Below are 24342 nucleotides of genomic sequence, written 5' to 3' on the forward strand. Positions count from 1 at the left end.
CAATTCAGGACTCTCCCATGCTCGCGCCCAAAGACCTTCTCGACGCCCTGAGCGGCCACGCCTCGCGGTTGCTCAGCGGTGAAACACCCCTGCCCCGCAATGAAATCGAAAGCCAGTTCAAGGCCCTGCTACAAAGCGGCTTCAGCAAGCTGGACCTGGTCAGCCGGGAAGAATTCGACAGCCAGATGGTGGTCCTGGCCCGCACTCGCGCGCGCCTGGAAAGCCTCGAAGCCAAGGTGGCGGAGCTGGAAGCCCGGCTGAACCCGGCAGCGCAATGATCTGAATCCGGGTTCGCCGGCAGGCCGGCTCCTACAGACCTGTCCTGTAGGAGCCGGCCTGCCGGCGAAGGCTCGTGCACCGACGACATATCCTGTGCCCATTCGGGCGCTCCTCTGGCCAGCCCCCTCATCTATCCTTGCAGCACCGCAGGACGCGGTTCCCGCTGTCGCAAGGAAGCTCTCCCCATGTCCCTGGCAATCATCCACAGCCGTGCCCAGGTCGGCGTCCAGGCTCCGGCTGTCAGTGTTGAAGTACACCTGGCCAACGGCTTGCCGAGCCTGACCCTGGTGGGCCTGCCGGAAGCCGCGGTCAAGGAAAGCAAGGACCGGGTGCGCAGCGCTATCCTCAATGCCGGGTTCAACTTTCCGGCCCGGCGCATCACCCTCAACCTGGCGCCGGCGGACCTGCCCAAGGACGGCGGGCGCTTCGATCTGGCCATCGCCCTGGGTATCCTTGCCGCCAGCGTGCAGGTGCCGGCCCTGGCCCTAGACAACATCGAATGCCTGGGGGAGCTGGCACTCTCCGGCGCGGTGCGCCCGGTACGCGGCGTACTGCCCGCCGCACTGGCGGCACGCGACGCCGGGCATACCCTGCTGGTGCCCCGGGCCAATGCCGAAGAAGCCTGCCTGGCCAGCGGCCTAAAGGTGATCGCGGTGGATCATCTGCTGGAGGCCGTTGCCCATTTCAACGGCCACGCGCCGATTGCGCCCTATGTCAGCGACGGCCTGGTGCAGAGCCACTTCCCCTACCCCGACCTCAGCGAAGTGCAAGGCCAGCTGGCCGCCAAGCGCGCCCTGCTGATCGCCGCGGCGGGCGCCCACAACCTGTTGTTCAGCGGCCCACCAGGCACCGGCAAGACCCTGTTAGCCAGCCGCTTGCCCGGCCTGCTGCCACCGCTGCAGGAAGATGAAGCCCTGGAAGTCGCGGCGATCCAGTCGGTGGCCAGCCACAAGCCCCTGCGCTACTGGCCACAGCGGCCGTTTCGCCAGCCCCACCATTCGGCTTCGGGTGCGGCGCTGGTCGGAGGCGGCTCGAAACCCCAGCCTGGGGAAATCACCCTGGCCCATCACGGCGTGCTGTTTCTCGATGAACTGCCGGAGTTCGACCGCAAGGTCCTGGAAGTGCTGCGCGAGCCCATGGAGTCCGGGCAGATCGTTATTGCCCGAGCCCGGGACCGGGTGCAGTTCCCGGCACGCTTCCAATTGGTGGCAGCGATGAACCCCTGCCCCTGTGGATATCTTGGCGAGCCCAGCGGACGCTGCCGTTGCACACCGGAGCAGATCCAGCGCTATCGCAACAAGTTATCCGGGCCGCTGCTGGATCGCATCGACCTGCACCTGACCGTGGCCCGCGAAGCCACCGCCCTCAACCCCGAGCCGCAACCGGGCAATGACAGCGCCGCAGCCGCCACCAGGGTCGCCGGGGCTCGCGAGCTGCAACGCGAGCGCCAGGGCTGCGCCAACGCCTTTCTCGACCTGCCCGGCCTGCGTCGCCACTGCAAATTATCCACAACCGACGAGCGCTGGCTGGAAGCGGCCTGCGAACGCCTGGGCCTGTCGTTGCGGGCCGCTCACCGTTTGCTCAAGGTGGCGCGTACCCTGGCAGACCTGGAACAGGCCGCGCGAATCAGCCGCGAGCACCTGGCTGAAGCCCTGCATTACCGGCCCAGCGCCGATTGAAGGTTCATTCCCGGGACAGGTCTACCAAGGGTGTTGGCCGCACTTCGGTCTGACGCCCATCCTGGATCTGGCTGACACGGCTCAGGGCTTTATCCACCGCGGCTTTATCGGCCAACAGGCTGTAGCGAATCTGGAATTGCCGCTGCTCCTTGGCGCCAATGCTCGGCACTAGATTCAACGGGCGCTGGTAACGGCGGTTGTAGGAAAAGCTGGTGCCCGGTTCCAAACCCGTCACATAACCCTGGCCCTGGGTGTCGGTGTTTTTCCACAGGGAAAACACCGGCAGTTGACGAGTGTTGAAGCCCAGGGAAACACCCAGGCTCCCGGCCTTGTTGTGCAACACCGCCAGGGTCTCGCCCTGGGCGTCGGCGTAGGGCACGAGGTTGTACACGGTTTCGTCGTAGTCGCGGGTCGGGCCGCGATAGGTCTGCCAGTCCGCCAGGTCGGCCCGGGCCTTGTCATTGAACGGCGAAACCTGCTTCACCGGCGCGGCGAACTTCGCCCCCTGCTCCAGGAACGGCGTACTGAAGTTACTGTGGTAGAGCGCCTGGTATTCCTTGGGGTAGTCGCCGTTGTTGGTCAGGGTGTCGTTGAGCGCAAACCGGGTGCTGCCGGGTTCGGTCACCAGTTCGGTGGCGACGCTGAAATCCACTTTCTTGAACGCCTGCTCCTTGAGCTCGCCCCGCAGGTGAATGGCATAGGGCGGTTGCTCGTCGATATGCAGCGTGACCTTGCTCGCCGGGATGTTGGCCGCGCGGCCGTGCAGGGTCAGCAGCTCGCCATTGTCCAGGCCCGGGTGCCCGACCCACTCATAGCCACAGCGGGCCACCAGTTCGTTGAAGCCCTCCAGCCAGCCCAGGCCGCCGCGGCCGTTAAGCTCGATGAAGGCCGGGTTGACCACCTCCTTGACCGGCGAATCCCAGCCCAGGCGCACATCGCCCACCGAGGCCTGCAGCACGTTCATGCCCCGGGTCGGCACCACCGAGAGCTGCATCACGCCGTTGTCGATGTCGACGATGCTCACCCCCTCCTGGCGTCCGCCATGCAGGGTGCGCAGGGTCACGGAAAACGGCCGCTCGGTCTTGACCCCCAACTGCTCACTGGTCAAGTGCAGGTTGCGGGGAGCCTCGTCGGTATCTAGCAATACATAGTCCCAGGCCATGGCGTGGGAGGTGGCGGCCAGCGCGCCAAGGGTGACCAGCAGTTTCAGCGGAGTCATGCAGGAGTGCCTTTTTTGGAGTTGTACGGTTTTTATAGCCCTGAAGAATCGTTTCAGCAAGGCAAAAAAACCCAATTAGCCGGACAAACTCCACTCCGCTGGCCGTTTCCTGTCAGCCCTCGAACCCCAGCAGCAGGCCCGCCACTTCCATGACTTCCTGCAACGCCGCCTGGGCAGCTTCGGGGGAAGCCCGCAGCAACAGGTCATCGGCGTAACCCATGGTCTGGGCGAACAGTTGCCTTGCCGCGCGCTCGGGGCTGGCGCAGCGGAATACCCCCGTGCGGACCCCATCGGTAATGATCGCCGCCAGCATGTCCCGCCACTGGCCGTTGATCCTCAGGTAGGCCTGCGCCAGCTCGGCGTCATGCATGGCTTCGTCCCAGGCATCGAGCCACAGCGCCCAGCCGGCTTCGGCGGAATCGGGCAGGCAGTCACGGAGAAACCCCAGCAAGGCGTCCATGGGCGCGGCACCGCGCAGGGGCTGGCCCACCGCCTCCAGCTGGTCATCGGCAAACCGCACGAAGGCTTCGCGGCGCAGCCCCTTCCAGTCACTGAAGTAGTGATAGACGTGGCTGCGAGACAGCCCCGCATGCTCGGCCAGGTCTCGGGTGGAAACCTCGGCGAAACCCTTGCTGCGGAATAATTCCAGGGCCGCCTGGATGATCTGGTCTTTACGGTCGTTACGCGACATGTGCAATCAGGCCTCTTGGCGCCAGGATGGACGGCGCTTGCATTTTGAGCGTTCGCTCAAAGATAATTGAGCAGTCGCTCAATATTAACCGTTATCACTCTTGTGGTGCACTCATGTCCGCCGTCACCCCACTCATCGTCGTGGATCCAACCCAGAAAATCGGCCAGCAGACCGCCAGCCAGACCCTCAAGGCCATTGCCCGGGCCTATCCGGGCAAGCTGTTCGTCACCTTGTCCCTGGTGGCCCTGGAAAACGCCCTGCTGCTGGCCTACCCGCTGTTCGCCGGCTTCGCCGTGGATTCGATCCTGCGGGGCGACGCTGCCCATGCGCTGATCTATGCCCTTGTGGTGCTGGGCTTCTGGGTGGTGGGCGCGGCGCGGCGTGCAGTGGACACCCGTACCTTCACCCGCATCTACGCGGACCTGGCGGTGCCGGTGATTCTCAACCAGCGCCTGCAACAGCAGGACACCTCCACCGCCGCGGCGCGGGTGGTGCTGGCCCGGGAGTTCGTCGACTTCTTCGAAAAGCACGTGCCGACCATCGCCACGGCCCTGGTGTCGATCGTCGGGGCGGCAGTGATGCTGCTGGTGATCGAACCCTGGATCGGCCTCGCCTGCCTCACGGCGCTGTTGCTGTGCATGACCCTGCTGCCACGTTTTGCCCGGCGCAACCAGCAACTGCACGAACGCCTGAATAACCGGCTGGAAAAGGAAATCGGCCTGGTGGCCAGGGTCGGCGCGGTCTCGCTGCAGCGTCACTATCGCCTGCTGTCGCGGCTGCGCATCGGGCTCTCGGATCGGGAAGCCGCGGCCTATCTGTTCCTTGGCGCTGTGGCAGCGGTGCTGTTCGTCATTGCCATCAGCCAGTTGGCGTTGTCGCCCGAGATCAAGGCCGGCCATGTGTATGCGGTGATGACCTACCTGTGGACCTTTGTCAGCAGCGTCGATGAAGCACCGACCATGGTCGATCAACTGGCGCGCCTGCGGGACATCGGCAAGCGCGTGGACCCGGGGCTCGGTGAACCGACCGAACCCCGGTGAAGCTCAGAACGGCCGGATGCGATAGCCGCCGGCGTTCTGCTCGGCGAACTTGTAGTAGGCCGAGAGGTTGACCTTCTCGCTGATGTGCTGGGCGAACGACACCCCGTCATCGCCCCAGACCCGGCCCACATGGCTGTAGGCAAAGGCCTGGGCCGCCCACTTCTTGTCGCCCTTGGACATGTTGTTCATGGCCACGTAGCCGGACGACTGGCCGGACATGCCACTGACCTTGCCGCTGACATCGTTCTGGCCATTGGTCACCGGCGAGATGAAGACCTTGGCGCTGGAAGTCCGGGCCTCGGCGTACTGCGAGAGCTTCTGGTTTTCCGAGTGGTTGAGCACCAGCAGGACCTTGCCCTGAAGCTGGCTGGCGGTGGGCCAGGACTTGCCCTTGAGGCTGCCCTGCAAGGCGCCCGCGCTGCTGCCGATGTGCGTGGCCAGGTCCTGGGGGGTATAGAGCTTGCCCTGGAAGACCCGGGTCACCAGCTCATCGAAATCCTTGGGCGTGCGCCCCGAGCTTTCCTTCGACCAGCCCTGCTTCTTGTCGAGGATCACCGTAATGGGAAAGTGCCCGGGGTGGTTGTCGCTCCAGTTCTTCACGTCGTTGAGGCAGGCTTCGAGATCGTTCTTGCCGGTGCCATCGCCCGTGCAATTGTTGTCGTTGCCGGACTGGAACAGGGTGCCGGGGTTGTGCCGCACGAACCAGTGCCGGGGCGAGCCGCCGGTCACCGCATCGCGCTGGTCCCAGAAGTCCAGTTCCAGGGTGCGCACACTGTCGAGCACGCTGCTGAAGGTGCTTGCGTACTGCTTCTCGTAGCAGTTGTGACAGGCCACCTGGGCGATGCCGTTGAACGGGGTACTCCAGGTAGCCGGGGCGATGAACGCCGGGCTTTCCTGGCTGAACGCCGCCGGGCTGAGCAGGAGTGCCGACAGCGCCAGGGCGCGGGGGACGAAACGGGAAAGATGAGTCATGCCAGCTCCTGCTGAAAGGGAGGTCCTTGGGGCAAACCACTGCTCATCTGTTTTAGTCGAATCAGGCCTCATTGCAACTTTCGCCCCCCAACCCGGATTGAGGGGCGAGGCGGCAGCCGTCAGCGGAAGCGATCGACTTCCTGGCGCAGGTCCGCGGCCAGGGTTTCCAGCTCACGGGCAGTGACCGCCAGGTTGGACACCACTTCACGCTGCTCGCTGTTGGCCTGGGCAATGCTCTGCAGATTGCTGCTGAGTACCGTGGCGGTGCTGCTCTGCTCCTGAGTCGCGGTAGTGATGGCGGCAAACTGCTCGCCGGCGCTGCGGCTCTGCTCGTCGATCAGGGCCAGGGCCGAGGCCACGTCGGCGTTGCGCGACAGGCCTTCCTGCATCAGGCGGTTGCCCTGCTCCATGGTCTGGATGGCGTGGCCGGTTTCCTGCTGAATGCTGGTGATCATCTGGGAAATTTCATCCGTGGCTTCACGGGTACGCGAGGCCAGGTTGCGTACCTCATCCGCCACCACGGCAAAACCGCGGCCCTGCTCACCGGCCCGGGCGGCCTCGATAGCGGCATTCAGGGCCAGCAGGTTGGTCTGGTCGGCAATCGCGGTGATCACTCCGACAATTCCGCCGATCTCCTGGGAGCGCTGGCCCAGGGTGTTGATCACTGTGGCCGTGCTGTTGAGGGCTCCGGCGATCTGCTCCAGGGAAGACGAGGCCTCTTGCATGGAGGTGCGGCCAATATGGGTCTGCTGGGCGTTTTCCTGGGCCAGGCGCTGGGTACTGCCCATGTTGTCGGCGATGTTCAGCGAAGTGGCGCTGAACTCCTCCACCGCCCCGGCCATGCTGGTGATCTCGCCGGACTGCTGCTCCATGCCCTCATATGCACCGCTGGACAAGCCGGACAGCGCCTGGGCCCGACCGTTGACCTCGGCGGCAGAGCGGCGGATGTGCTCGACCATGGTCGACAGGGCTTCGCCCATCTGGTTGAAGCTGCGGGCCAACTGGCCGATTTCGTCATGGCTGGCAACGTTCAGCCGTGCGCTCAGGTCACCGCCGCCCAGGGCCTGGGCCTGGCGCACCAGGTCGCTCAGCGGTGCCAGCTTGCTGCGCAGCAGCCAGACCGTAGCGCCCACCGCCAGCAGCATGGCCAGCAGGCTGCCGATCACCAGCCGAATACCAACGCTCCAGGTCACCGCGCGAATCTCTGCCTTGGGCATGCTCGCCACCACCGACCAGGGGCCACCCTCGAACGGCACTGCCAGGCTGTAGAAGTCTTCGCCCTGATCACTCCAGAAACGCCCCTTGCCCGGCTCCTTGGCCGCTTGCGCCATGACCTGCGCCGCCTGCTCCGGCGCCTGCACGCCGGCCGGTGGCACCAGCCACTTGTTCTGCTCGTCGAGCAGGGCCAGGGAGCCGCTGTGGCCGATACGGAAGCGCTTGAGGTTGGCGAACTGGGCATTTTGCGCATCGGTGTAATCGAAGCCGACAAACAGCACCGCGATGACCTTGCCGCTGCGGTCCAGCACCGGAGTGTACTGGGTCATGTAGAAGCGTTCGAAGAGCAAGGCCCGGCCCACATAACCCTGGCCCGCCATGAGTTTCTGATAGGCCGGGTGGGCATGGTCGAGCAAGGTGCCGATGGCACGGCTGCCATCCTGCTTGCTCAGGGAGGTACTGACCCGCACGAAGTCATCGCCACTGCGCACGAACAAGGTCGCCACACCGGCGGTCATCTGCTTGAACTGGTCGACTTCGGCGAAGTTGTTGTTCAGCACCACATCCCCCAGGTGCAATCCCGGGGTCTGCACCCCGGCCACGCTCACCGGTTGTTCCGGATGCAGGCTCAGGCCGCTGCTGAAGCGGTTTTCGAACAGGCCGCTGAGGCGCTGGGTGCTCTCGCGCAGGCTGCCGTGGAACGTGTTGAGCTGATCGGCCAGCAGACGGGCTTCACTGGCCAGGTGTTCCTCTCGGGTGTCGAGGTTCGCCGAGTCCAGCGAACGCAAGGCGAACAGGGTGCTGCCGCTGATCACCAGGGCGAGTATCAAGGCAAGGGCGAGCCCTAGCTGAGAGGCTATGCGGGCACGGGGTTGGGACATGATGGCTCCTTGCCGAGAAGGCGGATCATCCTGATCGGTCAGCACCCTCGGCAGTCATAATTCTAAGATTTTTAATCAGTTAGGACCTTCCTGAACGCTGGTTCCATAACCCATGGATTCGGCGGCACGAGCCAATACTTGAGCGCTTTGCAGGGATATTTGCACGCCCCGCCAGCCAGGTACTGCAACGTTTCAGCCCAGGCGCTCTACGGCGGGCAGTTGCATGGCCTGGACCTCGCCCTGAAGGAAGTCGCTGAGGCGCCGCAAACGCTCGCCTCCGGGCCGGGTCCTAGGCCACACCAGATAGTAGTTCAGGCCACTGGCCACCGCTGTCGGCCAGGGCAGGCTCAAGCGACCCTGGGCCACATCCTCGGCCACCATCAGCAAGTCCCCCATGGACACGCCGTAACCCCGCGCGGCGGCAATCATCCCCAGCTCCAGGGTGTCGAACACCTGCCCGCCCTTGAGGGACACCTGGTCGGTCAGGCCCATGTGCTCTAGCCAACTGCGCCAGTCGCGGCGGTCCGGGGTCGGGTGCAACAGCTCGGTGGCGGCCAGGCGCGCCACGTCCCAGGGCTGATCATTGAGCAGGTTCGGCGCGCCCACCGGAATCAGCAGTTCGGGAAACAGGTAGCTGGCCTCCCAGTCCGGGGGGAAGTGGCCGTTGCTCAGCAGCACCGCGCAGTCGAAGGGCTCCTGGTTGAAGTCCACCGAGTCCACGTCCATCCAGGCACTGGTGAGCTGCACCTCATTGCCCGGCTGCAAATGGCGGAAGCGGCTGAGCCGCGCCAACAGCCAGCGCATGGTCAGGGTCGAGGGCGCCTTCATGCGCAAGATGTCATCTTCGGCACGCAGGGTATTGCAGGCCCGTTCCAGGGCACCGAAGCCCTCGCGTATCCCCGGCAGCAGCAAGCGCGCCGCCTCGGTCAGTTGCAAGTTGCGCCCGCTGCGCTGGAACAGCCGGCAAGCGAAGTGATCCTCTAGGGTCCGGATATGCCGGCTGACCGCGCTCTGGGTGATCGACAGCTCTTCGGCTGCCCGGGTGAACGAGCTGTGCCGAGCCGCTGCCTCGAAGGCGCGCAGGGCATACAGCGGAGGAAGACGACGGGACATGCAGGCACTCCAGGACGGGACAGGGCCACGCTACCAGAAAGTGCTTCGCATGAGTTTTAATCATGCCAGCAATCGTTTTTATCCCTTTGTGCTATGGGCCAAGAGCACCGAGAATCAGCGCTCTCCCGGACTTTCCCCTGATCGAGCCTGATGACCATGCAGCATCCAGCACGTACCGAACTCTGGGCCATCCTGCGGCTGGCGGGGCCGCTGATCGCCTCGCAGCTGGCGCACATGCTGATGGTCCTCACCGACACCCTGATGATGGCCCGCCTGAGCCCCGAGGCCCTGGCCGGCGGCGGCCTGGGTGCGGCCAGCTACTCCTTCGTATCAATCTTCTGCATCGGCGTGATTGCCGCGGTGGGCACACTGGTAGCTATCCGCCAGGGCGCTGGCGACATCGAGGGCGCCGCGCGCCTGACCCAGGCCGGGCTCTGGCTGGCCTGGCTGATGGCCCTGGTGGCCGGCCTGCTGCTGTGGAACCTCAAGCCGCTGCTGTTGCTGTTCGGCCAGACCGAAAGCAACGTCCACGCCGCCGGCCAGTTCCTGCTGATCCTGCCGTTCGCCCTGCCCGGCTACCTGAGTTTCATGGCCCTGCGCGGCTTCACCAGCGCCATCGGCCGGGCCACGCCGGTGATGGTCATCAGCCTGGGCGGCACCGTGGCCAACTTCCTCCTCAACTACGCGCTGATCACCGGCATGTTCGGCCTGCCCAAGCTCGGCCTGGTGGGCATTGGCCTGGTGACCGCCATCGTCGCCAACTGCATGGCCGTGGCCCTGGCCTGGCACATCAAGCGCCACCCGGCCTACGCCGCCTACCCGCTGCGCCAGGGCCTATCCCGGCTGAACACCCATTACCTGCGGGAGCTGTGGCGCCTGGGCCTGCCCATCGGCGGCACCTACGCGGTGGAAGTCGGGCTGTTTGCCTTCGCCGCCCTGTGCATGGGCACCATGGGCAGCACGCAACTGGCAGCGCACCAGATCGCCCTGCAGATCGTCTCGGTGGCGTTCATGGTGCCGGCGGGGATTTCCTACGCCATCACCATGCGCATCGGCCAGCATTACGGCGCCGGGCAATTGCTCGATGCACGATTGGCCGGTCGCGTGGGCATCGCCTTTGGCGCGGTGGCGATGCTGGGGTTCGCCATGATCTTCTGGCTGCTGCCGAACCAACTGATCGGGCTGTTCCTCGACCACAACGACCCGGCCTTCGCCGAGGTGATCCGACTGGCCGTTAGCCTGCTGGCGGTGGCCGCCTGGTTCGAGCTGTTCGACGGCACCCAGACCATCGCGATGGGCGCGATCCGTGGCCTCAAGGATGCCAAGACCACCTTCCTGGTGGGCCTGGGCTGCTACTGGCTGATTGGCGCACCTTCGGCCTGGCTGATGGCCTTCACCCTGGGCTGGGGGCCGACCGGTGTCTGGTGGGGCCTGGCCCTGGGGCTGGCGTGTGCGGCCATCAGCCTGACCCTGGCATTCGAGTGGCGGATGCGCCGCATGATCCGGCGTGAGCCGCCCGTGCCGGCCATGACTCTCCAGGCCGGCCAGGCGGATTGAGCCCGAACCGGCGCCGGTTTAAACCGTCCCTTCCTGCAGCGCCTGCTGGCTGCTGCCGAAGGTCAGATATTCCATCAGTTCCGCCAGGGGCAGCGGCTTGCTGATCAGATAGCCCTGGGCCTGGTCGCAACCAAAGCCCCGCAGCAAGGCCAGCTGTTCCGCCGTCTCCACGCCTTCGGCCACCACATTCAGGTTCAGGTTATGGGCCAGGTTGATCATGGCGTGGACCAGCTTGCGGTTCTCTTCGCGCTGCTCCATGCCGCCGACAAAGCTCTTGTCCACCTTGAGCAGGGTAATGGGCAGGCTGTTGAGGTGGACGAAGGAAGAGAAGCCGGTACCGAAATCGTCCAGGGAGAAACGCACTCCCAGGCGCCCCAGGGCATCCATGGTCTGCTTCACCAGGTCACTGCGGCGCATCACTGCGGTCTCGGTCAATTCGAATTCCAGCCACTGGGCCTCGACTCCGCGCTCGGCAATCAGGCGGCTCAGGGTCGAGAGCAGTTGGCTGTCCTGGAACTGGCGGAACGACAGGTTCACCGCCATGTGCAACGGCGGCAGGCCGCGTTCACGCAGGGCCTGCATGTCCCGCAGAGCACGGGAAATCACCCAGTAGCCCAGAGGCACGATCAGCCCGCTCTGCTCGGCCAGGGGCACGAACTCGCTGGGCGGCAGCAGGCCTCGCTCGCCATGGCGCCAGCGCACCAGGGCTTCGAGGCCTACGATCTTGCCGTCATGCAGGTTCAGCCGGGGCTGGTAGTGCAGCTCCAGTTCGTCGCGGCGCAGGGCACGGCGCAGTTCGCTTTCCAGGTCGGCCAGGCTGCGAGCATTGCGATTGATCCGCTCGTTGAAGATATGAAAGGTGCAGCCCTGGGTGCTCTTGGCCTGTTGCATGGCGATGTGTGCATGCCACATCAGCGGGTCGGCGCCGGCATTGGCCCGGGCATGGGCAATCCCCAGGCTGCAGCCGATCAGCAAGCTTTCGCCATCGACCCAATAGGGCTCGGCCATGGCTTCGGTGATGCGCTCGGCCATCCACTCGGCCCGCTGTGGGGCGCGGCGGGTGTCGATGAGCAAGGCAAACTCATCACTGCCCAGGCGGGCCAGTTGATCGCCGGCCTCAAGCTGGCTTTTCAGGCGCGAGACCACCTGCAGGATCAGCCGGTCGCCGGCCTGGTGGCCCAGGGCGTCGTTGGCGTGGCGGAAATTGTCCAGATCGAGATGGCCCAGGGCCAGGCCACGACCTTCGTTTTCCGCCAGGCGCGCGGCCAGCAAGGTCTGGAACCCCTGGCGGTTGGCGATGCCGGTCAGGGGGTCCTGTTCGGCCAGGCGCTGCAGGGTGTTTTCCAGCAGGCCGCGCTCACGTACATGGCGCAGGCAACGGCGCAGGGCATCGGTACTCAGGCAGGAACTCACCAGCCAGTCGCTGACGCCTACAGGGGCTACGGGCGGTTCCTGGTCCAGCAGCAACACGGTGGGCAGGCTGCAACGCCCGGGGCCGGGCTGCAAATGAGGAAGGGTCAACAGGACCGCGTTGCGGTCGTCTTCAAACAAACGGCTGACAGACTCCCAGCTGGGAGCACTGATCAATACCACCGAGTCTCCCAACGGAGCGACACACTCGCGCAACAACGCTGTCCACACCGGCTCTTCAGCCAGTAGCAGCAAACGCAAGGGTTCGACAGGCTTAGACAAGCTAGCTCCCTAGACTCTGCAAATTAAGTTGGCGGCGGGCATTATGGCGCGCAAATAAACAATAACAATTGATATTGATTATCATACGCAATTTCTTGTACCGCTCTAACTCGAACATTAGACGCATATTCAGCGCGCATCCTGAGGGAAAGTATCAAAACCGGCAAATTTAGATCGCGTTGTGCGTCACAAGTCGGACAGAGGCAGCAGAATCCGTCCAGCCTGTTAAAATGCCCGCCCTTTTCGTAACCGATCCCTTTTTACCGTCATGTCCCGACTCAATCCCCGGCAGCAAGAAGCCGTGAACTATGTCGGCGGCCCTCTTTTGGTGCTCGCCGGCGCAGGCTCCGGCAAGACCAGCGTGATCACCCGCAAGATCGCGCACCTGATCCAGAATTGCGGCATCCGCGCCCAGTACATTGTCGCCATGACCTTTACCAACAAGGCCGCGCGGGAAATGAAGGAGCGGGTCGGCACCCTGCTGCGCAGTGGCGAAGGCCGTGGCCTGACGGTCTCGACCTTCCACAACCTGGGCCTGAACATCATCCGCAAGGAACATGTGCGGCTGGGCTACAAGCCGGGCTTCTCGATCTTTGACGAGACCGACGTCAAGGCCCTGATGACCGACATCATGCAGAAGGAGTATTCCGGGGACGACGGCGTCGACGAGATCAAGAACATGATCGGCTCGTGGAAGAACGACCTGATCCTGCCCGCCGAGGCCCTGGAAAACGCCCGCAACCCCAAGGAACAGACCGCCGCCATCGTCTACACCCACTACCAGCGCACGCTCAAGGCGTTCAACGCAGTGGACTTCGACGACCTGATCCTGCTGCCGGTGAAGCTGTTCGAAGAGCACGCCGACATCCTGGAGAAATGGCAGAACAAGGTGCGCTACCTGCTGGTGGACGAATACCAGGACACCAACGCCAGCCAGTACCTGCTGGTGAAGATGCTGATCGGCAAGCGCAACCAGTTCACCGTGGTGGGCGACGATGACCAGTCGATCTACGCCTGGCGCGGCGCACGCCCGGAAAACCTGATGCTGCTCAAGGACGACTACCCGTCCCTGAAAGTGGTGATGCTGGAGCAGAACTACCGCTCCACCAGCCGTATCCTGCGCTGCGCCAACGTGCTGATCTCCAACAACCCCCACGAATTCGAAAAGCAGCTGTGGAGCGAGATGGGCCACGGCGACGAGATCCGCGTGATCCGCTGCCGCAACGAAGATGCCGAGGCCGAACGGGTGGCCATGGAAATCCTCAGCCTGCACCTGCGCACCGACCGCCCCTACAGCGACTTCGCCATTCTTTACCGGGGCAACTACCAGGCCAAGCTGATCGAACTGAAGCTGCAGCACCACCAGGTGCCCTATCGCCTGTCCGGCGGTAACAGCTTCTTCGGACGCCAGGAAGTAAAGGATCTGATGGCCTACTTCCGCCTGATCGTGAACCCGGATGACGACAACGCCTTCCTCCGGGTGATCAACGTGCCGCGCCGGGAAATCGGCTCCACGACCCTGGAAAAACTCGGCAACTACGCCACCGAACGCAAGATCTCGATGTACGCCGCCACCGACGAAATCGGCCTGGGCGAACATCTGGACAGCCGTTTCACCGACCGCCTGGCGCGCTTCAAGCGCTTCATGGACCGGGTCCGCGAACAGTGCGCCGGCGAAGACCCGATTTCCGCCCTGCGCAGCATGGTCATGGACATCGACTACGAGAACTGGCTGCGCACCAACAGCTCCAGCGACAAGGCGGCGGACTACCGGATGGGTAACGTCTGGTTCCTGATCGAGGCCTTGAAGAACACCCTGGAAAAAGACGAAGACGGCGAGATGACCGTCGAAGACGCCATCGGCAAGCTGGTCCTGCGCGACATGCTGGAACGTCAGCAGGAAGAGGAAGACGGCGCCGAGGGCGTGCAGATGATGACCTTGCATGCCTCCAAGGGTCTGGAATTTCCCTACGTGTTCATCATGGGCATGGAAGAGGAAATCCTCCCGCACCGCTCCAGTATCGAAGCCGATACCATTGAGGAAGAACGGCGCCTGGCCTACGTGGGCATTACCCGCGCGCGTCAGACCCTGGCCTTTACCTTTGCCGCCAAGCGCAAGCAGTACGGTGAAATCATCGACTGCGCGCCGAGCCGCTTCCTCGATGAGCTGCCCCCGGACGATCTGGCCTGGGAAGGCAACGACGACACCCCGACCGAAGTGAAGGCCGTTCGCGGCAATAGCGCCTTGGCGGATATACGCGCGATGTTAAAGCGTTAAAATCGACTATTTTTTAACAGACCTTTGGCCCATACGTGGCCAGTAGAGGAAGCTCCGTGGAAGCACTGCACAAGAAAATTCGCGAAGAAGGCATCGTGCTTTCCGATCAAGTACTGAAGGTCGACGCCTTTCTGAACCATCAGATCGACCCGCAGTTGATGAAGTTGATCGGCGACGAATTCGCCACGTTGTTCAAGGATTCGGGCATCACCAAGATCGTCACCATCGAAGCCTCAGGGATAGCCCCGGCGATCATGACCGGTCTGAACCTGGGCGTGCCGGTGATCTTCGCCCGCAAGCACCAGTCCCTGACCCTGACCGAGAACCTGCTGTCGGCCACCGTGTACTCCTTCACAAAGCAGGTGGAAAGCACCGTCGCCATTTCCCCGCGGCACCTGACCAGCAGCGACCGCGTGCTGATCATCGACGACTTCCTGGCCAACGGTAAGGCGTCCCAGGCACTGATCTCGATCATCAAGCAGGCCGGCGCCACCGTGGCCGGCCTGGGCATCGTCATCGAGAAGTCGTTCCAGGGCGGCCGTGCCGAACTGGACTCTCAGGGCTACCGCGTGGAATCCCTGGCCCGGGTCAAATCCCTGGCCGGCGGCGTGGTCACCTTCATCGAGTAACCCCGCCCGCCAGAGCAACAGACTTGTGTAGGAACTGGCTTGCCAGCGAAGACGCCCTTGAGAGCAGCGCAAGACTTGAAGGCCCATTCGCCGGCAAGCCGTCTCCTACGACAAGGTGGGTGCCGTGGCCTGCAGACCCGCCAGCAGGAACCGCTGGTACAGGTCTTCACGCAGGCCTTCGGGTTTCTCCAGCCCCATGCGCTCCAAGTGCTCGGCAAACGCCGCGGGCTCCGGTGCATCGAGTGCCGCCTTGCCCAGCTCGAGGATCTCGCTGAGCTTGAACTTGCTCTTGAGCCAGTTCAGCGCCCGCAGCAGGTCGCGCTCCTGGGCGCTGAAATCACTGCCCAGCGGATACTCCGGGAACAGGTGGCTGTGACGTGCCTGAATGTTCTGCAAACGCTGTGGGCTGTTGTCGGCAAAACGCGGCTCCAGACGAAAGTCCTTCGCCAGCTTGCCGGCTTTCTGTGCCTGCTCGATCAATCCGGCCTGGAAGCGTGAATCGCTGATATTGAGCAACGCCTCGATCACCTTGGCGTCCGTCTTGCCCCGCAGATCGGCGATGCCGTACTCGGTGATCACGATGTCCCGCAGGTGACGGGGGATGGTGCAGTGGCCGTATTCCCAGACAATGTTGGAGCTCACTTCCCCTGCCGACTCGCGCCAGCTGCGCAGGATCAGCACCGAGCGGGCATCCGCCAGGGCATGGCCCTGGGCGACGAAGTTGTATTGCCCGCCCACCCCGCTCAGCACGCGCCCGCCCTGCAACTGGTCGGACACCGCCGCACCCATCAGGGTCATGGTGAAGGCGCTGTTGATAAAGCGCGCATCCCGGCGTTGCAGACGCTTGAGCTCCTCATGGCCATACAGCTCGTTGATGTAGCTGATGGCGGTCATGTTGAACTGCGCCAGCCTGCTCTTGGGCAGCTCCCGCAGGCGCTGATAGAAGCTGCGCGGGCCAAGGAAGAAACCGCCATGGATCGAGACCCCGCCGACAGCCGAATCCGGATCCAGGGTGCCGGCATTGGCTTGCTCTTGCAGCGCCACGGTCGGGTACACCTTGCGCCGCACGATGCCCGCGTCGGCCAGGGCCAGCAGGCCGTTGACGAACATTTCGCTGCAGCCGTAGAGCCCTTGGGCAAAGGGCTCGACACCCCCTTCGCGATCGATCAGCGGCTGCCAGTAATCCACCTGCAGGTCTGCCAGCAGCGCGCGGTAGCCCTCGTTGTCCGCCTGCCGTGCGAGCAAGGCCGCGGTCAGCGCATCGCCCATGGAGCCAATGCCGATCTGCAGGGTGCCGCCGTCGCGCACCAAGGTGCTGGCGTGCAGGCCTATGCAATGGTCCTGGATGCCCACGGGCATGTTCGGCGTGGAGAACAACGTACTGCGCTCCTCCTCGTCGATCAGCAGGTCGAGGTCCGCGGCATCGATTTCCGAGTCCCCCGGCATATAGGGCAGGTCGCTGTGGACCTGGCCGAGGATCAAGATGGTTTCCCCCTGCGCCCGGCGCTTGGCAATCATCGGCAACATGTCGAGGGTGATGTCCGGGTTGCAGCTCAGGCTCAGGCGTCCCGGGTCTTGCGGGTCCCTGGCCAGCAGTTGCGCCACCAGGTTCAGACCGGCTGCGTTGATGTCCCGGGCGGCATGGCTGTAGTTGCTGCTGACGTAGTCCTGCTGCGCCGGGGCACTGTGCAGGAGGCTGCCGGGCTGCATGAAGAACTGCTCGACGCGAATGTTCGCCGGCAGGCTGTCGCGATGCAGGTCTGCGAGAAAATCCAGCTCCGGGTAGTCACCGAATACCCGTTCGACGAAGGGTTCGAGGAAGCGCTTCTGCAAACCGTCGCCCAGGGCCGGCCGGCCCAGGCTCAAAGCGGTGTAAATGGTCAGCTGGCGTTCCGGCATCCCGGCGATGCGCCGGTACAGGGCATTGGCGAAACGGTTGGGTTTACCCAACCCCAAAGGCATGCCCATGTGAATGTGTTGCGGCAAACGCGCGAGCACTTCATCCACCGCATGCTCGATAGAACAGGATTGCAGCATCTGACCCTCCGGGGACCGTCCTTGAATTGAGGTTGGACCGAGCTTGCCGGGAGTTTGCTGCATTGACCAGTACACAGGGCAAATTACGCCCACAAAAAAGCCGCTCGTAAGCGGCTTTTTCGCTGAAGATGGCGGCTTATTTCAGGCCGGACATCTTCTGGATTGCACCTTTGAGCTCGTCATCGGAGCAATCGGCGCAAGTGCCTTTAGGCGGCATTGCGTTGATCCCGGTGATGGCCTTGGCCAGGATGCCGTCGAGGCCGCCCTGGTGATCGGCGCGCTCTTTCCAGGCAGCGGTGTCACCGATTTTCGGTGCGCCCAACAGGCCGGTGCCGTGGCAAGCGTTGCAGTGCTTGGCGATCACGTCATCCGGGGATTTCGCGCCACCGCCACCGCCCGCAGAGGCGGCCACTTCCATACCCTTGCATTCCTGCCCCTGGACGCAGACCTGGCCGACAGGCTCAAGACGCTTGGCAATATCATCATTAGTCGCAGCTTGAGCGCTGACTGCCCAAAGGGCCAATACGGTTGCTGGTGCGGCCAGCATTTTCATAATTAGGTTCACGCGTACACCCTCAATGGTGGCTAGTCACGCCTGCGGCCACGGTTTCGCAGGCGGGCGAAAGTATAACGGTTAGCCCGCCACACTGAAACAACCCCAAAGTCGAAGGGGTCTTATTCGCGGCAAAATGTCGCTGGGGGCCTCTCTGCAAGCCTTGCAGGACGCCTCTTGATCTAGAAGTTCGCCGGAGTGGCTGCGCTGATTAGCCGCGCCGGAACATCGAACGGATTACGGAAACGGTGCGGCTTCGTACTCTCAAAGTAGTAGCTGTCGCCGGCTTCGAGGACAAATGTTTCAAGCCCTACCACCAGTTCCAGGCGCCCCTCGAGGAGAATCCCGGTTTCCTCGCCGTCGTGGGTGAGCATCTCTTCACCGGTATCGGCACCCGGCGGATAGATCTCGTTGAGGAAGGCAATGGCGCGGCTCGGATGAGCCCGGCCCACCAGCTTCATGGTCACCGCACCATCGGAGATGTCGATCAGTTCGTGGGCCTTGTAGACGATCTGAGAAGGCGTTTCCTGGAGAATTTCCTCGGAAAAGAACTCCACCATGGACATGGGAATGCCGCCCAGCACCTTGCGCAGCGAGCTGATCGAGGGGCTGACGCTGTTCTTTTCGATCATTGAAATGGTGCTATTGGTGACGCCCGCACGCTTGGCGAGTTCACGCTGGGAAAGACCTTTCAGTTTACGGATGGATTGCAGTCGTTCACCGACGTCCAATGCGGCAGCCTCCTAGGCGGGAATCAGGCGTTGTTGTAATTGAGCGTTATCATGGCGACAGCGTTCAGTATTTACAACACTTGCTCCCGATTCCCCCCGGGAAGGCGACTTTCGGTACAGCCCACGCAATCTCAGCCTTCGCAGTACACCAACGGCACCCGGCGCAGGTTGCAGAACAGCTGATAAGGGATGGTATCGGCGGCCTGCGCAACATCGCTGGCGAGGATGTTCTTGCCCCACAACTCCACGGTCGAACCAAGACCGGCCTGGGGCACGTCCGTCAGGTCGACACACAGCATGTCCATGGACACCCGGCCCAGCAGGCGGCTGCGCTGGCCGGCCACCAGTACCGGCGTACCAGTAGGCGCATGGCGCGGATAACCGTCGGCATACCCCATGGCAACCACGCCGATGCGCATTGGCCTGTCGGTGATGAACCTGGCGCCGTAGCCCACCGGCTCGCCGGCCGGCAGTTCACGCACGCAGATCACCTTGGACTCCAGGGTCATTACCGGCTGCAAGCGCGCGGCCACCGAGTTGTTTTCTTCGAACGGCGTCGAACCGTAGAGCATGATGCCCGGGCGCACCCAATCGCTGGGTACGGCGGGCCAGCCCATGACCGCCGGCGAATTGCGTAGGCTGATTTCCGCTCCGAGGCCCTGGCGAGCCGCTTCGAATACCGCCACCTGCTCGCTGCTACGCGGGCAGTCCAGTTCATCGGCGCGGGCAAAGTGGCTCATCAGCACGATCTTCTCGACCTTGCCGCTGGCCTGCAGGCGCTGATACGCCGCCTGGTAATCCTTGGGATGCAGGCCGACCCGGTGCATGCCCGAGTCCAGCTTGAGCCAGACCGTCAGTGGCTTGGCCACGGCCGCCTGCTCGATGGCTTCGAGTTGCCACAGCGAATGCACCACGCACCAGAAATCATGCTCGACGATCAGCGCCAGCTCGGATGCTTCGAAAAAACCTTCCAGCAGCAGCACCGGCGCACGAATGCCCGCGGCGCGCAGCTCCAGGGCTTCTTCGATGCAGGCCACGGCGAAACCGTCGGCCTCGCCTTCCAGTGCCTGGGCGCAGCGCACCGCGCCATGGCCGTAGGCATCGGCCTTGATCACCGCGAGAGCACGAACTCCCGAGGTTTCACGGGCCAGTTGGTAGTTGTGACGCAGGGCTTGGAGATCGATCAGGGCACGGGCAGGGCGCATGGCGGCAGACTTCTAGGCGGTCATGGGGAATAAAAAACCGGTGCTGGATAACGGCGAGCCGCTACCGGCACCGGGAGAGGGATCTTGTCGCTTAAGGCAGAGCAGCCACTACCGACAGCTCAACCAGAATTTCCGGCTCGCAGAGCTTGGCTTCGACCGTGGCCCGGGCCGGCGCCACGCCTTTTGGCAGCCACTGGTCCCAGACACTGTTCATGCCTGCGAAGTGGGCATCGATGTCCTTCAGGTAGATGGTCACCGACAGCAGCTTGCTCTTATCGGTGCCGGCCAGGTCCAGCAGGCGCTCGATATTGGCCAGGGTCTCGCGAGTCTGCTGTTCGATCCCGGCCTGCATGTCATCGCCGACTTGCCCAGACAGATACACCGTACCGCCGTGAACAACGATCTGGCTCATGCGCTCATTGGTGAGCTGGCGCTGGATTGACATGTTTAGCTGACTCCTGAGGGTTGCCATAACGGGAAATATCGAGGCCTTCGGCGCTGATCTGCGGCTTTTTCTTGGCCATCAGATCCGCCAGCAGGCGACCGGAACCGCAAGCCATGGTCCAGCCAAGGGTGCCGTGACCGGTATTGAGGAACAGGTTCTTGAACGGCGTCGCGCCAACAATCGGCGTGCCATCCGGTGTGGTCGGACGCAGGCCGGTCCAGAAACTGGCCTCGGCCAGATTGCCGCCCTGAGGATAAAGGTCGTTGACGATCATCTCCAGGGTTTCGCGCCGGCGCGGGTTCAGCGAGAGGTCAAAACCGGCTATTTCAGCCATGCCGCCAACACGGATGCGGTTGTCGAAACGGGTGATCGCGACCTTGTAGGTTTCGTCGAGGATGGTGGAAGTCGGGGCCATGGCCGGGTTGGTGATCGGCACGGTCAGGGAGTAACCCTTGAGCGGGTACACCGGCGCCTTGATGCCCAGCGGTTTGAGCAATTGCGGCGAGTAGCTGCCCAGGGCCAGCACGTAGCGGTCGGCGGTTTCCAGCTTGCCGTCGATCCACACGCCGTTGATCCGGTCACCGGCAAAGTCGATGCGCTGGATGTCCTGGCCGAAGCGGAACTCCACACCCAGCTTGCTGGCCATTTCCGCCAGGCGCGTGGTGAAGATCTGGCAGTCGCCAGTCTGGTCGTTGGGCAGGCGCAGGGCACCGGCGAGGATGTCAGTGACGTTGGCCAGGGCCGGCTCGACCCGGGCGATGCCTTCGCGGTCCAGCAGTTCGAACGGCACGCCGGACTCCTTGAGCACGGCGATGTCTTTCGCCGCACCGTCCAGCTGCGCCTGGGTGCGGAACAGCTGGGTAGTGCCCAGGCTGCGGCCTTCGTAGGCAATGCCGGTTTCCGCTCGCAACTCGTCGAGGCAGTCACGGCTGTATTCGGACAGGCGCACCATGCGTTCCTTGTTCACCGCATAGCGGCTGGCGGTGCAGTTGCGCAGCATCTGTGCCATCCACAGGTACTGGTCGATGTCGGCCGTGGCCTTGATCGCCAGTGGCGCGTGGCGCTGCAGCAGCCATTTGATGGCTTTGAGCGGTACACCCGGAGCGGCCCAGGGCGACGCATAGCCAGGCGAGACCTGGCCGGCGTTGGCGAAGCTGGTTTCCATGGCGGCGGCCGGCTGACGGTCCACTACGGTCACTTCAAATCCGGCTCGAGCCAGATAATAGGCACTGGTGGTTCCGATAACGCCACTGCCCAAGACCAGAACGCGCATTTTCATATCCTCATCGCGGCTTGACCGCTGACGTTTGTTATTCAGAGCAAAGATGGGCGCAGTGTAAGAAACATTGAGCAGTGATTTTCACTATATAACCGCCTATATTTGGCGAGAATTCTCGGCGATATTGCTTTTCACGGAGGGGCATCCCCTATGCGCACCAATCATCAGACCCGTCGGGCCCTGGACAAGATCGATCGCAATATCTTGCGGATACTCCAGGCCGACGGACGCATTTCCTTCACCGAGCTGGGGGAGCGAGTGGGTCTCTCCACCACCCCCTGCACCGAGCGCGTGCGCCGCCTGGAGCGCGAAGGGATCATCATGGGCTACAACGCGCGGCTCAATCCGCAGCACCTCAAGGGCAGCCTGCTGGTGTTCGTCGAGATCAGCCTGGACTACAAGTCCGGCGATACCTTCGAGGAGTTTCGCCGGGCGGTGCTGAAGCTGCCCCACGTACTGGAGTGCCACCTGGTGTCCGGCGACTTCGACTATCTGGTCAAGGCGCGGATCTCGGAAATGGCGTCCTACCGCAAGTTGCTGGGGGACATCCTGCTCAAGCTGCCCCACGTGCGCGAGTCCAAGAGCTACATCGTCATGGAAGAGGTGAAGGAGAGCCTGAGCCTGCCGATTCCGGATTGAAGCGAGAGGGTGAAGCCTTCGCCGGCAAGCCGGGGGCGCGGGGCTAGACCAGGACCTGGCGAGTGCTGGCCATGTAGTCGTGGATCTGTTTTTCGACCCGGGGGTGGATCATCTCCATCGGGCGCCGGCCGTTGGGGCAAGGCAGGCTCGGCGTGGTGCCGAACAGGCGGCAGATCAGCGGACGCTCGTCATATACGGTGCAACCGTTGGGCCCCAGGTGCACGCAGTTGAGCTCGTCCATGGCAGCTTCCTGCTCGGCAGCGGTCTTGCGCGGCAGGCGGGACATTTCCTCCGGCGAGGTAGTCACCGGGCCGCAGCAGTCGTGGCAGCCGGGAACGCACTCGAAAGAGGGAATCTGCTGACGCAGGCTGCGGACGATTTGACGGTTACAGCTCATGAAAAAGACTACCGGGGCATGAATAGCCGTGAATTCTGCCCTAAATGCCTGGCGGCAGACAGGACCGGGCGTCCTGCGGTTGCCCCGGCGCAAAGGCCCGACTTATGCTCCGCGCATTTTTACCGACACCATCATCAGGACGCATCCCATGCCCGCCAGCCTTCAGCACGCCGCTTCCTACTATGCCGCCAGCAGCCTGCCGCAACCTGACTACCCAGCGTTGGCGGGCGATCTGACAGCCGATGTGTGCGTGGTCGGGGGCGGTTTTTCCGGGCTCAACACCGCGCTGGAACTGGCCGAGCGTGGCCTCAGCGTGGTCCTGCTGGAGGCGCACAAGATCGGCTGGGGCGCCAGCGGGCGCAATGGCGGGCAGTTGATTCGCGGCGTCGGCCACGGCCTCGACCAGTTCACCAAGATGATAGGCGAGGACGGAGTGCGGCAGATGAAGCTCATGGGGCTGGAGGCGGTGGAGATCGTCCGCCAACGCATCGAGCGTTTCCAGATCCCTTGCGACCTGACCTGGGGCTACTGCGACCTGGCCAACAAGCCGGCCGACCTTGCCGGCTTCGCCGAAGACGCCGAGGAACTACGCAGCCTCGGCTATCGCCACCAGACCCGGCTGCTGCAGGCCGATGACATGCACAGCGTGGTGGGTTCCAAGCGCTATGTTGGCGGCTTGATCGACATGGGCTCTGGCCACCTGCACCCGCTGAACCTGGCCCTGGGCGAAGCCCGGGCGGCGCAGCAGTTGGGGGTGCAACTGTTCGAGCACTCTGCGGTGACCCGCATCGACTACGGCCCCGAGGTCAAGGTCCACAGCAGTCGCGGCACCGTCCGGGCCAAGACCCTGGTACTGGGCTGCAACGCCTACCTCAACGATCTCAATCCGGAATTGGGGGGCAAGGTGCTTCCGGCCGGCAGCTACATCATCGCCACCGAACCCTTGAGCCCGGCCCTGGCCCAGGAACTGCTGCCGCAGAACATGGCGGTCTGCGACCAGCGCGTGGCCCTGGACTACTACCGCCTTTCGGCTGACCGGCGCCTGCTGTTCGGGGGTGCCTGTCATTATTCGGGGCGTGACCCCAAGGACATCGCCGCCTACATGCGGCCGAAGATGCTGGAAGTGTTCCCGCAACTGGCCGCAGTGAAGATCGACTACCAGTGGGGCGGCATGATCGGCATCGGCGCCAACCGCCTGCCGCAGATCGGCCGGCTCAAGGACCAGCCCAATGTGTATTACGCCCAGGCCTATTCGGGCCACGGCCTGAATGCCACGCACCTGGCGGGCAAGCTGCTGGGCGAGGCCATCAGCGGCCAGCACGGCGGCGGTTTCGACCTGTTCGCCAAGGTTCCGCACATCACCTTCCCGGGCGGCAAGCATCTGCGCTCGCCGCTGCTGGCCCTGGGCATGCTCTGGCACCGCTTGAAGGAACTGCTCTGACCCTCCCCGTGGCTGCGCGGCGTCGGCCTACAGCCGCCAGAACGGCTTGAGACCTTCGGCCCGCGCCTCCTCCCGGCTCAGGCCGACATCGCGCAACTGCTCGGCAGTCAGCTCCAGCAACGCCTTGCGCGTGCGCAGCCGATGCCAGTACAGACCCAGCGGGCTCAGCCCGGGCGGTGCGGAGCGTGGCAGGCGTGCCGCCAGTGCCTGTTCCTGCTCTGCCTGCAGCTCCTGACTCCGTAACGACAGACGCACATCGCTCAAGCCGTTCATCTGTATTGCTCCTGTTTGCTCAAAGTTGCCATGAGCCAATAGGATGCTTGGTGCGCAAAAACCATTACAGACTCAATACAGCGGTATTAACTCCATA

Annotated in this window: 22 protein-coding genes; 8 read left to right on the forward strand and 14 right to left on the reverse strand. The window is 63.6% G+C overall.

Going from position 1 to position 24342, the window contains the following annotated elements:
- Positions 1-17 precede the first annotated feature (17 nt).
- Both ABCR88_RS31845 and ABCR88_RS31850 read left to right on the forward strand, forming a co-directional pair.
- On the forward strand, positions 18-278 hold the full coding sequence (locus ABCR88_RS31845; protein ID WP_072451854.1) for an accessory factor UbiK family protein: 261 nt from the start codon (positions 18-20) through the stop codon (positions 276-278).
- Positions 279-464: 186 nt separating this feature from the next.
- Complete coding sequence (locus tag ABCR88_RS31850) at positions 465-1958, forward strand: YifB family Mg chelatase-like AAA ATPase (protein ID WP_011064193.1); 1494 nt, start codon at positions 465-467, stop codon at positions 1956-1958.
- A 4-nt stretch (positions 1959-1962) separates the two neighbouring features.
- Here the strand turns inward: ABCR88_RS31850 and ABCR88_RS31855 are convergent, their stop codons facing one another.
- Together ABCR88_RS31855 and ABCR88_RS31860 are read right to left on the reverse strand one after the other, a co-directional pair.
- Positions 1963-3177: an aldose 1-epimerase family protein gene (locus tag ABCR88_RS31855; RefSeq protein WP_041120373.1), complete on the reverse strand. Its 1215-nt coding sequence runs from the start codon at positions 3175-3177 to the stop codon at positions 1963-1965.
- A gap of 112 nt (positions 3178-3289) precedes the next feature.
- Positions 3290-3868: a TetR family transcriptional regulator C-terminal domain-containing protein gene (locus tag ABCR88_RS31860; RefSeq protein ID WP_041120374.1), complete on the reverse strand. Its 579-nt coding sequence runs from the start codon at positions 3866-3868 to the stop codon at positions 3290-3292.
- A gap of 113 nt (positions 3869-3981) precedes the next feature.
- Between ABCR88_RS31860 and ABCR88_RS31865 the strand changes: the two genes are divergently transcribed.
- The gene (locus ABCR88_RS31865) at positions 3982-4908 is read left to right on the forward strand and encodes an ABC transporter six-transmembrane domain-containing protein (protein ID WP_170866332.1); all 927 of its coding nucleotides are present in this window, start codon (positions 3982-3984) and stop codon (positions 4906-4908) included.
- Between the two features lie 3 nt (positions 4909-4911).
- Here ABCR88_RS31865 and ABCR88_RS31870 read toward each other — a convergent pair whose 3' ends face one another.
- From ABCR88_RS31870 to ABCR88_RS31880, 3 genes are all read right to left on the reverse strand, one after another.
- Positions 4912-5880, reverse strand: coding sequence for a Ca2+-dependent phosphoinositide-specific phospholipase C (locus tag ABCR88_RS31870; protein ID WP_041120375.1), 969 nt, complete (start codon positions 5878-5880; stop codon positions 4912-4914).
- 119 nt (positions 5881-5999) lie between these two features.
- Positions 6000-7976: a methyl-accepting chemotaxis protein gene (locus ABCR88_RS31875; protein ID WP_232643682.1), complete on the reverse strand. Its 1977-nt coding sequence runs from the start codon at positions 7974-7976 to the stop codon at positions 6000-6002.
- A gap of 192 nt (positions 7977-8168) precedes the next feature.
- Complete coding sequence (locus tag ABCR88_RS31880) at positions 8169-9089, reverse strand: LysR substrate-binding domain-containing protein (RefSeq protein ID WP_011064199.1); 921 nt, start codon at positions 9087-9089, stop codon at positions 8169-8171.
- Positions 9090-9239: 150 nt separating this feature from the next.
- Here ABCR88_RS31880 and ABCR88_RS31885 point away from each other — a divergent pair, with 150 nt between their 5' ends.
- The gene (locus ABCR88_RS31885) at positions 9240-10646 is read left to right on the forward strand and encodes a NorM family multidrug efflux MATE transporter (protein WP_011064200.1); all 1407 of its coding nucleotides are present in this window, start codon (positions 9240-9242) and stop codon (positions 10644-10646) included.
- An 18-nt stretch (positions 10647-10664) separates the two neighbouring features.
- Here the strand turns inward: ABCR88_RS31885 and ABCR88_RS31890 are convergent, their stop codons facing one another.
- Complete coding sequence (locus tag ABCR88_RS31890; protein ID WP_236186523.1) at positions 10665-12338, reverse strand: bifunctional diguanylate cyclase/phosphodiesterase; 1674 nt, start codon at positions 12336-12338, stop codon at positions 10665-10667.
- Between the two features lie 268 nt (positions 12339-12606).
- Between ABCR88_RS31890 and rep the strand changes: the two genes are divergently transcribed.
- Together rep and ABCR88_RS31900 are read left to right on the forward strand one after the other, a co-directional pair.
- Positions 12607-14616, forward strand: coding sequence for a DNA helicase Rep (rep, locus tag ABCR88_RS31895; protein WP_011064202.1), 2010 nt, complete (start codon positions 12607-12609; stop codon positions 14614-14616).
- A gap of 56 nt (positions 14617-14672) precedes the next feature.
- The gene (locus ABCR88_RS31900; RefSeq protein WP_011064203.1) at positions 14673-15245 is read left to right on the forward strand and encodes a xanthine phosphoribosyltransferase; all 573 of its coding nucleotides are present in this window, start codon (positions 14673-14675) and stop codon (positions 15243-15245) included.
- A gap of 105 nt (positions 15246-15350) precedes the next feature.
- Here the strand turns inward: ABCR88_RS31900 and ABCR88_RS31905 are convergent, their stop codons facing one another.
- The 6 genes from ABCR88_RS31905 to dadA form a co-directional block, all read right to left on the reverse strand.
- On the reverse strand, positions 15351-17282 hold the full coding sequence (locus ABCR88_RS31905) for an acetyl-CoA hydrolase/transferase C-terminal domain-containing protein (protein ID WP_041120379.1): 1932 nt from the start codon (positions 17280-17282) through the stop codon (positions 15351-15353).
- Positions 17283-17418: 136 nt separating this feature from the next.
- Positions 17419-17835: a c-type cytochrome gene (locus ABCR88_RS31910; protein ID WP_011064205.1), complete on the reverse strand. Its 417-nt coding sequence runs from the start codon at positions 17833-17835 to the stop codon at positions 17419-17421.
- 182 nt (positions 17836-18017) lie between these two features.
- On the reverse strand, positions 18018-18566 hold the full coding sequence (locus tag ABCR88_RS31915; protein WP_015637462.1) for a cupin domain-containing protein: 549 nt from the start codon (positions 18564-18566) through the stop codon (positions 18018-18020).
- 131 nt (positions 18567-18697) lie between these two features.
- Positions 18698-19771, reverse strand: a complete 1074-nt coding sequence (alr, locus tag ABCR88_RS31920) for an alanine racemase (protein ID WP_236204054.1) — start codon at positions 19769-19771, stop codon at positions 18698-18700.
- A 91-nt stretch (positions 19772-19862) separates the two neighbouring features.
- A complete protein-coding gene (locus ABCR88_RS31925) occupies positions 19863-20216 on the reverse strand; it encodes a RidA family protein (protein ID WP_011064208.1) in 354 nt (117 codons plus the stop codon).
- Positions 20188-21489 (reverse strand): D-amino acid dehydrogenase, encoded by a 1302-nt coding sequence (gene dadA / locus ABCR88_RS31930; protein ID WP_232643679.1) that lies wholly within the window; start codon positions 21487-21489, stop codon positions 20188-20190. Before dadA ends, ABCR88_RS31925 begins: the two co-directional genes overlap by 29 nt.
- Positions 21490-21645: 156 nt before the next feature.
- On the opposite strand from dadA, the gene ABCR88_RS31935 reads away from it, so the two are divergent.
- Positions 21646-22134 (forward strand): Lrp/AsnC ligand binding domain-containing protein, encoded by a 489-nt coding sequence (locus ABCR88_RS31935; RefSeq protein ID WP_011064210.1) that lies wholly within the window; start codon positions 21646-21648, stop codon positions 22132-22134.
- A gap of 43 nt (positions 22135-22177) precedes the next feature.
- Here ABCR88_RS31935 and ABCR88_RS31940 read toward each other — a convergent pair whose 3' ends face one another.
- Positions 22178-22531, reverse strand: coding sequence for a YkgJ family cysteine cluster protein (locus ABCR88_RS31940; RefSeq protein ID WP_350403869.1), 354 nt, complete (start codon positions 22529-22531; stop codon positions 22178-22180).
- A gap of 148 nt (positions 22532-22679) precedes the next feature.
- Between ABCR88_RS31940 and ABCR88_RS31945 the strand changes: the two genes are divergently transcribed.
- On the forward strand, positions 22680-23972 hold the full coding sequence (locus ABCR88_RS31945; protein ID WP_350403871.1) for an FAD-binding oxidoreductase: 1293 nt from the start codon (positions 22680-22682) through the stop codon (positions 23970-23972).
- Positions 23973-23999: 27 nt separating this feature from the next.
- Here the strand turns inward: ABCR88_RS31945 and ABCR88_RS31950 are convergent, their stop codons facing one another.
- Positions 24000-24245 carry a DUF1127 domain-containing protein gene (locus tag ABCR88_RS31950; protein ID WP_011064213.1) on the reverse strand — a complete coding sequence of 82 codons (246 nt, stop codon included), beginning with the start codon at positions 24243-24245 and terminating at the stop codon, positions 24000-24002.
- Between the last annotated feature and the right edge of the window lie 97 nt (positions 24246-24342).

The sequence above is a fragment of the Pseudomonas sp. W17 genome, assembly GCF_040268305.1.
GTDB classification, from domain to species: domain Bacteria; phylum Pseudomonadota; class Gammaproteobacteria; order Pseudomonadales; family Pseudomonadaceae; genus Aquipseudomonas; species Aquipseudomonas protegens.

Bases quoted from the DNA above. Each gene is read 5' to 3' on its own strand.
- ABCR88_RS31865 (WP_170866332.1), top strand. From the start codon at position 3,982: ATGTCCGCCGTCACCCCACTCATCGTCGTGGATCCAACCCAGAAAATC.
- ABCR88_RS31950 (WP_011064213.1), bottom strand. From the start codon at position 24,245: ATGAACGGCTTGAGCGATGTGCGTCTGTCGTTACGGAGTCAGGAGCTG.
- ABCR88_RS31880 (WP_011064199.1), bottom strand. From the start codon at position 9,089: ATGTCCCGTCGTCTTCCTCCGCTGTATGCCCTGCGCGCCTTCGAGGCA.
- ABCR88_RS31870 (WP_041120375.1), bottom strand. From the start codon at position 5,880: ATGACTCATCTTTCCCGTTTCGTCCCCCGCGCCCTGGCGCTGTCGGCA.
- ABCR88_RS31845 (WP_072451854.1), top strand. From the start codon at position 18: ATGCTCGCGCCCAAAGACCTTCTCGACGCCCTGAGCGGCCACGCCTCG.
- ABCR88_RS31860 (WP_041120374.1), bottom strand. From the start codon at position 3,868: ATGTCGCGTAACGACCGTAAAGACCAGATCATCCAGGCGGCCCTGGAA.
- alr (WP_236204054.1), bottom strand. From the start codon at position 19,771: ATGCGCCCTGCCCGTGCCCTGATCGATCTCCAAGCCCTGCGTCACAAC.
- ABCR88_RS31935 (WP_011064210.1), top strand. From the start codon at position 21,646: ATGCGCACCAATCATCAGACCCGTCGGGCCCTGGACAAGATCGATCGC.
- ABCR88_RS31855 (WP_041120373.1), bottom strand. From the start codon at position 3,177: ATGACTCCGCTGAAACTGCTGGTCACCCTTGGCGCGCTGGCCGCCACC.
- ABCR88_RS31945 (WP_350403871.1), top strand. From the start codon at position 22,680: ATGCCCGCCAGCCTTCAGCACGCCGCTTCCTACTATGCCGCCAGCAGC.
- ABCR88_RS31875 (WP_232643682.1), bottom strand. From the start codon at position 7,976: ATGTCCCAACCCCGTGCCCGCATAGCCTCTCAGCTAGGGCTCGCCCTT.
- ABCR88_RS31940 (WP_350403869.1), bottom strand. From the start codon at position 22,531: ATGAGCTGTAACCGTCAAATCGTCCGCAGCCTGCGTCAGCAGATTCCC.
- ABCR88_RS31885 (WP_011064200.1), top strand. From the start codon at position 9,240: ATGACCATGCAGCATCCAGCACGTACCGAACTCTGGGCCATCCTGCGG.
- ABCR88_RS31925 (WP_011064208.1), bottom strand. From the start codon at position 20,216: ATGTCAATCCAGCGCCAGCTCACCAATGAGCGCATGAGCCAGATCGTT.
- ABCR88_RS31910 (WP_011064205.1), bottom strand. From the start codon at position 17,835: ATGAAAATGCTGGCCGCACCAGCAACCGTATTGGCCCTTTGGGCAGTC.
- ABCR88_RS31850 (WP_011064193.1), top strand. From the start codon at position 465: ATGTCCCTGGCAATCATCCACAGCCGTGCCCAGGTCGGCGTCCAGGCT.
- dadA (WP_232643679.1), bottom strand. From the start codon at position 21,489: ATGCGCGTTCTGGTCTTGGGCAGTGGCGTTATCGGAACCACCAGTGCC.
- rep (WP_011064202.1), top strand. From the start codon at position 12,607: ATGTCCCGACTCAATCCCCGGCAGCAAGAAGCCGTGAACTATGTCGGC.
- ABCR88_RS31905 (WP_041120379.1), bottom strand. From the start codon at position 17,282: ATGCTGCAATCCTGTTCTATCGAGCATGCGGTGGATGAAGTGCTCGCG.